This window comes from Bradyrhizobium sp. (genome assembly GCF_019242285.1).
Taxonomy (GTDB): domain Bacteria; phylum Pseudomonadota; class Alphaproteobacteria; order Rhizobiales; family Xanthobacteraceae; genus Bradyrhizobium.
Genome location: NZ_JAFAVV010000193.1, coordinates 1 through 7,295, shown reverse-complemented (window position 1 = coordinate 7,295; position 7,295 = coordinate 1). Strand labels below are relative to the sequence as shown.

Sequence of the window (7,295 nt, the reverse complement as noted above, 5' to 3'; positions counted from 1 at the left end):
CGCCGGCCAGGTGCGTCCGCTCTGCGTGTTCGACAAGGAGCGGATTTCATACACGGCCAAGGTCACCGAGACGCAGTCCTGGCACGACATCCCGACCTGCAAGGAGGAGGGGTTGGACGTCCAATATCTGATGCTGCGCGCGATCTTCCTGCCCGGCAAGGTGACGGCGGAGCAGCAGGCGTTCTATGTCGACCTGTTCCAGAAGGTCACCCAGACGGCGGAGTACAAGGACTACATGGAGAAGCAGGCGCTGAAGCCGATCTTTCTGACCGGCCGCGACATGCTGCAATTCCTGGAGGAGGACGACGCGCTCAACAAGCAGCTGATGACCGAAGCCGGCTTCGTCGCGAAGTGAGGTTATGTTGCCGAGCTCTTGCGCTCCCTCGCCTCGTTCTATAGGGGGAGGGTTGGGGTGAGGGGCAGACGCTCGGGTGGTGGGAGCCGCTAGCTAGAGCTGTTCCCTCTCACCCGGATTGCATCTTGCGATGCCATCCGACCTCTCCCTGCGCGCGGGGAAAGGTGAGCAACCTCAAGCCTTCTATTCAATGATGTCCCAATCCGAAGAACTCGAAATCGTCGTCGATGATCCGACCGCGCCGGAGGCCGATTCGCCGGCGGTCGTGAGCAACCGTGTGGTCGATGCCACGACCTCGCTGCTGCTGCTCGTGCTGGCGGTCATCCTCGGCTACGACAACTGGCGCACCGGCATCTCCTGGGATTCGGCCGGGCCTCAGGCCGGCTATTTCCCGTTCTATCTCGCGCTGGTCTTGGCCGGCGCCAGCCTCTACGGCCTCGTCGCCGCGCTGCTGTCGGGCCGCGAGGCCGCGGAGGTCTTCGTCACCCGCGCGCAGGCGCGCCGGGTGATGGCGGTGTTCGTGCCGACCTTGTTGTTCTGCCTGGCGACGCAGTTCCTCGGGCTCTATGTCGCGAGCTTCCTGTTGATCGCCGGCTTCATGCGCCTCATCGGCAGGATCGCGTGGTGGAAATCGCTGCTGACCGCCTTCCTGTTCACTGCGGCGATGTTCGTGACCTTCGACATCGCCTTCGACGTCATCATGCCGAAAGGGCCACTGGAAGCAGCCTTCGGCTATTAGCGAGTTGTCATGACGTATCCGTCATTGCGGTCCGCAGGGTGGGCCAAGGCGCGCAGCGCTATGCCTACCCTCCATCGGCGCCATTGCCCTGAATGGTGGGCACGCTTTCGCCTTCGCTGGCCGCTTCGCCAAAAGCCTAGCCCACCCTGCGATTCCGTGTTCGTGGCGGTGCGCTGATGGAAGCCTTCGGTCTCCTGCTGCACGGCTTTGCCGTCCTGCTGACCTGGAAGACGCTCGCACTGATGATGCTCGGGCTCGTGCTCGGCGTGTTCGTCGGCGTGCTGCCGGGGCTCGGCGGCCCCAATGGGGTCGCGATCCTGCTGCCGCTCACCTTCACCATGGATCCGACCTCGGCCATCGTGATGCTGTCCTGCATCTATTGGGGCGCGCTGTTCGGCGGCGCCATCACCTCGATCCTGTTCAACATTCCCGGCGAAGCCTGGTCGGTCGCGACCACCTTCGACGGCTACCCGATGGCGCAGCAGGGCAGGGCGGCCGAGGCGCTGACCGCGGCCTTCACCTCCTCCTTCGTCGGCTCGCTGGTCGCGGTGCTGCTGATCACCTTCCTGGCGCCGCTGATCTCGTCCTTCGCGCTGAAGTTCGGGCCGCCGGAATTCTTCGCCGTGTATCTGTTGACCTTCTGCTCCTTCGTCGGCCTCGGCCGCGAGGCCAAGCACAAGACGGTAATCTCGATGTCGCTCGGCCTGCTGCTCGCCGGCGTCGGCATGGACACGGTGTCCGGGCAGCTCCGCATGACCTTCGGCTCCGGCGAATTGTTGCGCGGCATCAACTTCCTGGTTGCGGTGATCGGCCTGTTCGGCATCAGCGAGATCCTGCTTACGATGGAGGAGCGGCTGGCGTTGCGCGGCCATGCCGCCGCGATCTCGCTGCGCGTCGTGCTCTCGGTGTGGAAGGACCTGCCAAAGTACTGGGTGACGCTGCTGCGCTCCTCCTTCATCGGCTGCTGGCTCGGCATCACGCCGGGCGGCGCGATCGCCGCCTCCTTCATGGGCTACAATCTCGCCAAACGCTTCGCCAAGGAGCCGGACAGTTTTGGCAAAGGCCGCATCGAAGGCGTGTTCGCGCCGGAGACGGCGGCGCACGCCTCCGGTACCTCGGCGCTACTGCCGATGCTGGCGCTCGGCATTCCCGGCTCCGGCACCGCGGCGATCCTGCTCGGCGGACTGATGGTGTGGGGCCTCAATCCAGGGCCGCTGCTGTTCGTCGAGCACAAGGATTTCGTCTGGGGCCTGATCGCCTCGATGTATCTCGGCAACATCGTCGGCCTGGCGCTGGTGCTGACCACGGTGCCGGTGTTCGCCTCGATCCTCCGGGTGCCGTTCGCGGCGGTGGCGCCGATGATCGTGGTCTCCTGCGCGATCGGCGCCTATGCGATCCAGAACGCGATGTTCGACATCTGGCTGATGCTCGGTTTCGGCATCGCCGGCTATGTCTTCAAGAAGATCGGCATCCCCCTGGCGCCGTTCACGCTGGCGCTCGTGCTCGGCAACCGCGCCGAGGACGCCTTTCGCCTGTCCATGATCGGCTCCGGCGGCGATATGCGCGTGTTCTGGTCGAACTATCTCGTCGGGTCGATCACGACGCTTGCGATCGTGCTGTTGTTCTGGCCGCTGATCAGCGGCACCTGGGAGCGTATCGGCAGGCGATGGCATCCTGCGAAAGTGCCGGGATGATCAGGGGCCGGTTCATCTCCGGGGAGGATTCGTCTCCGACCAGTTGCGGAACTGATCGAGATCGTGGCGGCTTTGTTCTTGAGCCGATCGGGGCGTGTCCAATTGGAAATGCGCACCGCTTGCAGCGGGTGACGCTGCCAGCAGCTCCTCGGCAGCCTTGAATCGGGTCCAGCCGGGGAGCGAGGAGGCCAGATTGATCTCGTTCCATTTCGGATGGAACGGCGGCTTCTTGAACTGGCCGAACCGGTCGAAGAAATACTGCACGAAGCGGGCGACGCGGCGATACCGGGCCGTATTGGCAGGCCAGTTGTACACCGCCAGCACCTGCGGCACTCCGATGGTTTCGATGGATTCGCCGGGCGGGATCAGATTGGGATAGTCCTTCGAGGTCAGCTCGGTCGGAACGTAGTAGTCCTGCAAGAGCTTGGAGTACGGTACCTCCAGGAAGTGGAATCCCGGCTCAGGCTTGAACTTCGTGAAAAGATCGGTCGGTTTGCCCGTGACATGGACGATGCCGGCGATCTCGCCGGTTCTCATCTTTTCGAGCGCCACCGAGTTGTTGATGAAGACTTTCTCCGCATTGATGTGCAGGCGATCGAACACGATGCCGCCCGTCAGGTTCGCCGCGCTGCCCACGGTGTTGAAGCTGACCTTCTTGCCCGCGAGATCTTCCAGCGTCCTGATCTCGGGACGGACATAGACGTGCATCTCGTTGATATAGAACGAGCAGAGGTAGCGAATCCGCTCCTTGATGCGCGTGAGCGTTCCGTTGCGGACATAGTCGTCAAGCACGTCGGCCGAAGTGATGGTGATGTCGACGCCCTTGAGATAGAGCAGGTCCTCCACGTTGCCGAGCGCCCCGTAGGTCACCATCGGCAGCACGCGCAAATTGGGCCGGTCATCCAGGACCTTGGCCATTTCGGCGGCGAACCGGATGTTGGTACCTTCGAGCAGCCCGCCGGCGATGCCGACCGTCCACTCATTGGATTCCTGGATCTTGTTTCCTTCGCCGACGACGACTGCCGTCGTGGCACGTCCGCTTTGGGGGGTCTGAGAGAAGACTGAGGTTGTTGACGCTGCCGTCACAGCCAATGACACCGCAAGCACGCTCAACAAAACCGGGCCACGCATCACGCATACTCTTGCTTTTATTCGGCCTCATTAAGTTCACCGTACAGCAGCAGCGGCTTGGCTGACAGAGACAAATGGCAATTTTAAATTTCGGGACCTGAGAGGCGATGCCAAAAATCCACCGCAGTTCGCTTGCGCTCGGTCACTCGATCGTGATCGCGCCGTGTGTGCAATCATGGATTGCGGAGCGCGAAAAAAGCCCGGCGAGCCGGGCTTTTTGCTGCACCATCGAAGCTGGTCCGGCTTCACACCACCTTGCGCCGGCGCAACTCGGCGATCTCCTCGGTGCCGAAGCCGAACTCGGCCAGCACCTCCTCGGTCTGCTCGCCGAAATCCGGCGGCCGGGCCGCCATCGTGCTCGGGGTGCGCGACAGCGTGACGGGCTGGCCGACCAGGCAGATGTGGCGGTTCTCGTCGTTCGGCACGTGCTGGGCCATGCCGAGATGCTCGACCTGCTCGTCGGCGAACACCTGGTCGATGGAATAGATCGGGCCGCAGGGCACGCCGGCGGCGTTGAACTCGTTGACCCAGGCCTCGGTGGACTTCTTTTCGGTCAACTTGCCGATCGCCGCGTTCAGCGCCTTGCGGTTCTTGGAGCGCGAGGGCGCATCGGCATAGTCGGGGTCGGTGAGGAATTCCGGCGCGCCGACGGTCTGCGCGAAGCGCTCCCAGATCCGCCCCCCCGTGGTGGCGATGTTGAGGTAGCCGTCGGCGGTCTTGAACACACCGGTCGGAATCGAGGTCGGGTGGTCGTTGCCGGCCTGCTGGGCCACCTCCTTGTCCATCAGCCAGCGCGCGGCCTGGAAATCCAGCATGAAGATCTGCGCCTGCAGCAACGAAGTCTGCACCCACTGGCCCTCGCCGGAGACGTCGCGCTCCAATAACGCGGTCAGGATGCCGAGCGCGCAGAACAGCCCGGCGGTGAGGTCGGCCACGGGAATGCCGACCCGCATCGGGCCCTCGCCCGGCGCGCCGGTGATCGACATCAGCCCGCCCATGCCCTGCGCGATCTGGTCGAAGCCGGGGCGCTTCTGATAGGGACCGTCCTGCCCGAAGCCGGAAATGCTGCCATAGACGATGCGCGGATTGACCTTGCGCACACTCTCATAGTCGACGCCGAGCTTGGCCTTGACGTCGGGCCGATAGTTCTCGACCACGACGTCGGCCTTCTCGACGAGTCGCATGAACACCTCGCGGCCTTTCGGGTCCTTCAGGTTGAGCGCGATCGCCCGCTTGTTGCGGTGCAAGTTCTGGAAATCGAAGCCGCGGCGGGGCCCGCCCATCTGCTCCCCGCCATCCTCCAGCAATGCGTCGACCTTGATGACATTGGCGCCCCAATCGGCAAGCTGCCGCACGCAGGTCGGGCCGGCGCGCACCCGGGTCAGGTCAAGCACGGTGAAGCGGGACAGGGCTTGCGAGGCACGCGGAAACGGCATTCGGACGGCTCCGGAAAGAGGGAGTTTGATTTGATGGGTCAAAATTGTCGCAAATTCAATAGTGCAAGGCGCGCAGCAGGAATGCCACGGCCGGATTGGCGGCGTCCCGTCGCGCGCGTGGTCGCCGGAACGTCGCCCCCGGTGATTTTGCGGGCGGAGGCACCGAAAATTAATCTTGGAATAACCCAGCGCTGGGCTAATGAGACGTGCAGTTTTTCGCTGACTGATTTGCTTCGGACCCCTCGTAGCGCTTGGCCGGACGGCAGCCTCTTGTTTTTCGACGGAGCTGAACGATGACCGCAAAATCCGGAGCCGACCCGCTTCATTCCTGGGACGACCTGTCCGGCGGCGACCAGGGTGCATTTTATTTCAATTTCTCCCAGTCGCAGGGGCCAGATCCCGCAGGGCCTGGTCCGGTCCTGGTGCCGGATGAAACCATTGAGGCCAATTCGGCCAACAACGGGCCCGGCGGTCCCGGCTCGGTGATCGCGATGACCGGCGGCGGGATCACCATCAATCTCGAATTCGATGCGGCCGCGATGGCGGCGCCTGCGAGTTTTCGCGCGGGCATTCAGCAAGCCGCGGCGATCCTCGCTGCGACCATCGCCGATCCGATCACGGTCAACATCGCGATCGATTACAGCGGCGTCGGCGGCGGCGCGGCTGGCGGTCCGGAAGGCGGCCTCTACGTCAATTATTCGACGGTCCGAGCCGACCTCGTGAGCCACGCGACGGCGGGCGACAAGACGTTCAACGTGCTGCCAAGCGGGACCACGTTCGATGGCCAGCCCTACGTGGCAGTCTGGGACGCCCAGCTCAAGCTGTGGGGCTTGGCGATGCCGTCCGACTACACGGGCATCGACGGCAGCGCCACCTTCGCCACCGACATCAATCCGAATCTCCTGGTCGGCGTCGCGCTGCACGAGCTTACCCACGCGATCGGCCGCGTGCCCTACGGCGTGTCGAGCAACCCGACCTATTCCAGTCCGTATCCGGACATCTTCGATTTCTTCCGCTATACGAGCCCCGGCCAGCCGCTCCTCGACGGCGACAGCAGCGCGCCGGCGGCCTATTTCTCGCTCGACGGCGGCAACACCAGGCTCGCCGCCTATGGCCAGACGTCGGATGCGAGCGACTTTCTCAACGGCGGCGTCCAGGGATCGAACGACCCCTTCAACGAATTCTATTCGAACAACACGCTGCAATCGCTGACCGGCGTCGACCTCAAGCAGCTCGACGCGCTCGGCTACCAGATCAACTCGTCGCTGAACACGACTATCGAGGCGGCCGGTGCGACCAGCCTGGTCAAGCTCGCCAACAACTACTTCCTGACGACGATCACGACCGGGCTCGGTCCGGAGCTGAAATTGAGCGGGACCCCGGTCGCGGCCGGCCAGTTTGGAAGTATCGCGCCCATCGGGGTCGAAGCGATCACGGGCGGATATGAGGTCGCCTGGAAAGACACGAGCAACGGTCAGTACACGGTCTGGGCGACCGACAGTAACGGCAACTTCACCAACATTCTGTACGGGCCCGGATCGGGCAACAGCCCAGCGCTCGAACAGCTGGAGACGAGTTTCCAACAGGATCTGAACGGCGACGGCACGATCGGCGTATCTATGACGGTGATCGAGGCATTTGGATCCACCAAGCTGGCGCAGCTGGGCAGCAACTATTTCCTCAATCCCGCCGCCGGCGGAACGGGGCCGGAGCTGAAGTTGAGCGGCACTCCGGTCACGGTGGGCCAGTTTGGAAGTATCGCGCCCATCGGGGTCGAAGCGATCACAGGCGGCTATGAGGTCGCCTGGAAAGACACGAGCACCGGACAGTACACGGTCTGGGCGACCGACAGTAACGGCAACTTCACCAACATTCTGTTTGGGCCCGGATCGGGCAACAGCCCAGCGCTCGAACAGCTTGAGCCGAGTTTCCAACAGGAT

Annotated in this window: 5 protein-coding genes and 1 pseudogene; 4 read left to right on the top strand and 2 right to left on the bottom strand. The window is 63.5% G+C overall.

What is annotated here, in order from left to right:
* From JOY90_RS07360 to JOY90_RS07350, 3 genes and pseudogenes are all read left to right on the top strand, one after another.
* Positions 1–355 (top strand): annotated as a pseudogene (locus tag JOY90_RS07360) (tripartite tricarboxylate transporter substrate binding protein); the annotation flags it as partial.
* Positions 356–548: 193 nt separating this feature from the next.
* The gene (locus tag JOY90_RS07355; RefSeq protein ID WP_291690485.1) at positions 549–1,094 is read left to right on the top strand and encodes a tripartite tricarboxylate transporter TctB family protein; all 546 of its coding nucleotides are present in this window, start codon (positions 549–551) and stop codon (positions 1,092–1,094) included.
* Positions 1,095–1,270: 176 nt separating this feature from the next.
* Positions 1,271–2,788: a tripartite tricarboxylate transporter permease gene (locus JOY90_RS07350; RefSeq protein WP_291690484.1), complete on the top strand. Its 1,518-nt coding sequence runs from the start codon at positions 1,271–1,273 to the stop codon at positions 2,786–2,788.
* 12 nt (positions 2,789–2,800) lie between these two features.
* Here the strand turns inward: JOY90_RS07350 and JOY90_RS07345 are convergent, their stop codons facing one another.
* Both JOY90_RS07345 and JOY90_RS07340 read right to left on the bottom strand, forming a co-directional pair.
* Positions 2,801–3,919 carry a TAXI family TRAP transporter solute-binding subunit gene (locus JOY90_RS07345; protein ID WP_291690483.1) on the bottom strand — a complete coding sequence of 373 codons (1,119 nt, stop codon included), beginning with the start codon at positions 3,917–3,919 and terminating at the stop codon, positions 2,801–2,803.
* 245 nt (positions 3,920–4,164) lie between these two features.
* Positions 4,165–5,355, bottom strand: coding sequence for a CaiB/BaiF CoA-transferase family protein (locus tag JOY90_RS07340; protein WP_291690482.1), 1,191 nt, complete (start codon positions 5,353–5,355; stop codon positions 4,165–4,167).
* 293 nt (positions 5,356–5,648) lie between these two features.
* Between JOY90_RS07340 and JOY90_RS07335 the strand changes: the two genes are divergently transcribed.
* On the top strand, positions 5,649–7,295 hold a 1,647-nt coding region (locus tag JOY90_RS07335; protein ID WP_291690481.1), incomplete at its 3' end, for an NF038122 family metalloprotease.

Coding starts and splice junctions, on each gene's coding strand:
- JOY90_RS07345 (WP_291690483.1), bottom strand. CDS start 3,919: ATGCGTGGCCCGGTTTTGTTGAGCGTGCTTGCGGTGTCATTGGCTGTG.
- JOY90_RS07340 (WP_291690482.1), bottom strand. CDS start 5,355: ATGCCGTTTCCGCGTGCCTCGCAAGCCCTGTCCCGCTTCACCGTGCTT.
- JOY90_RS07350 (WP_291690484.1), top strand. CDS start 1,271: ATGGAAGCCTTCGGTCTCCTGCTGCACGGCTTTGCCGTCCTGCTGACC.
- JOY90_RS07355 (WP_291690485.1), top strand. CDS start 549: ATGTCCCAATCCGAAGAACTCGAAATCGTCGTCGATGATCCGACCGCG.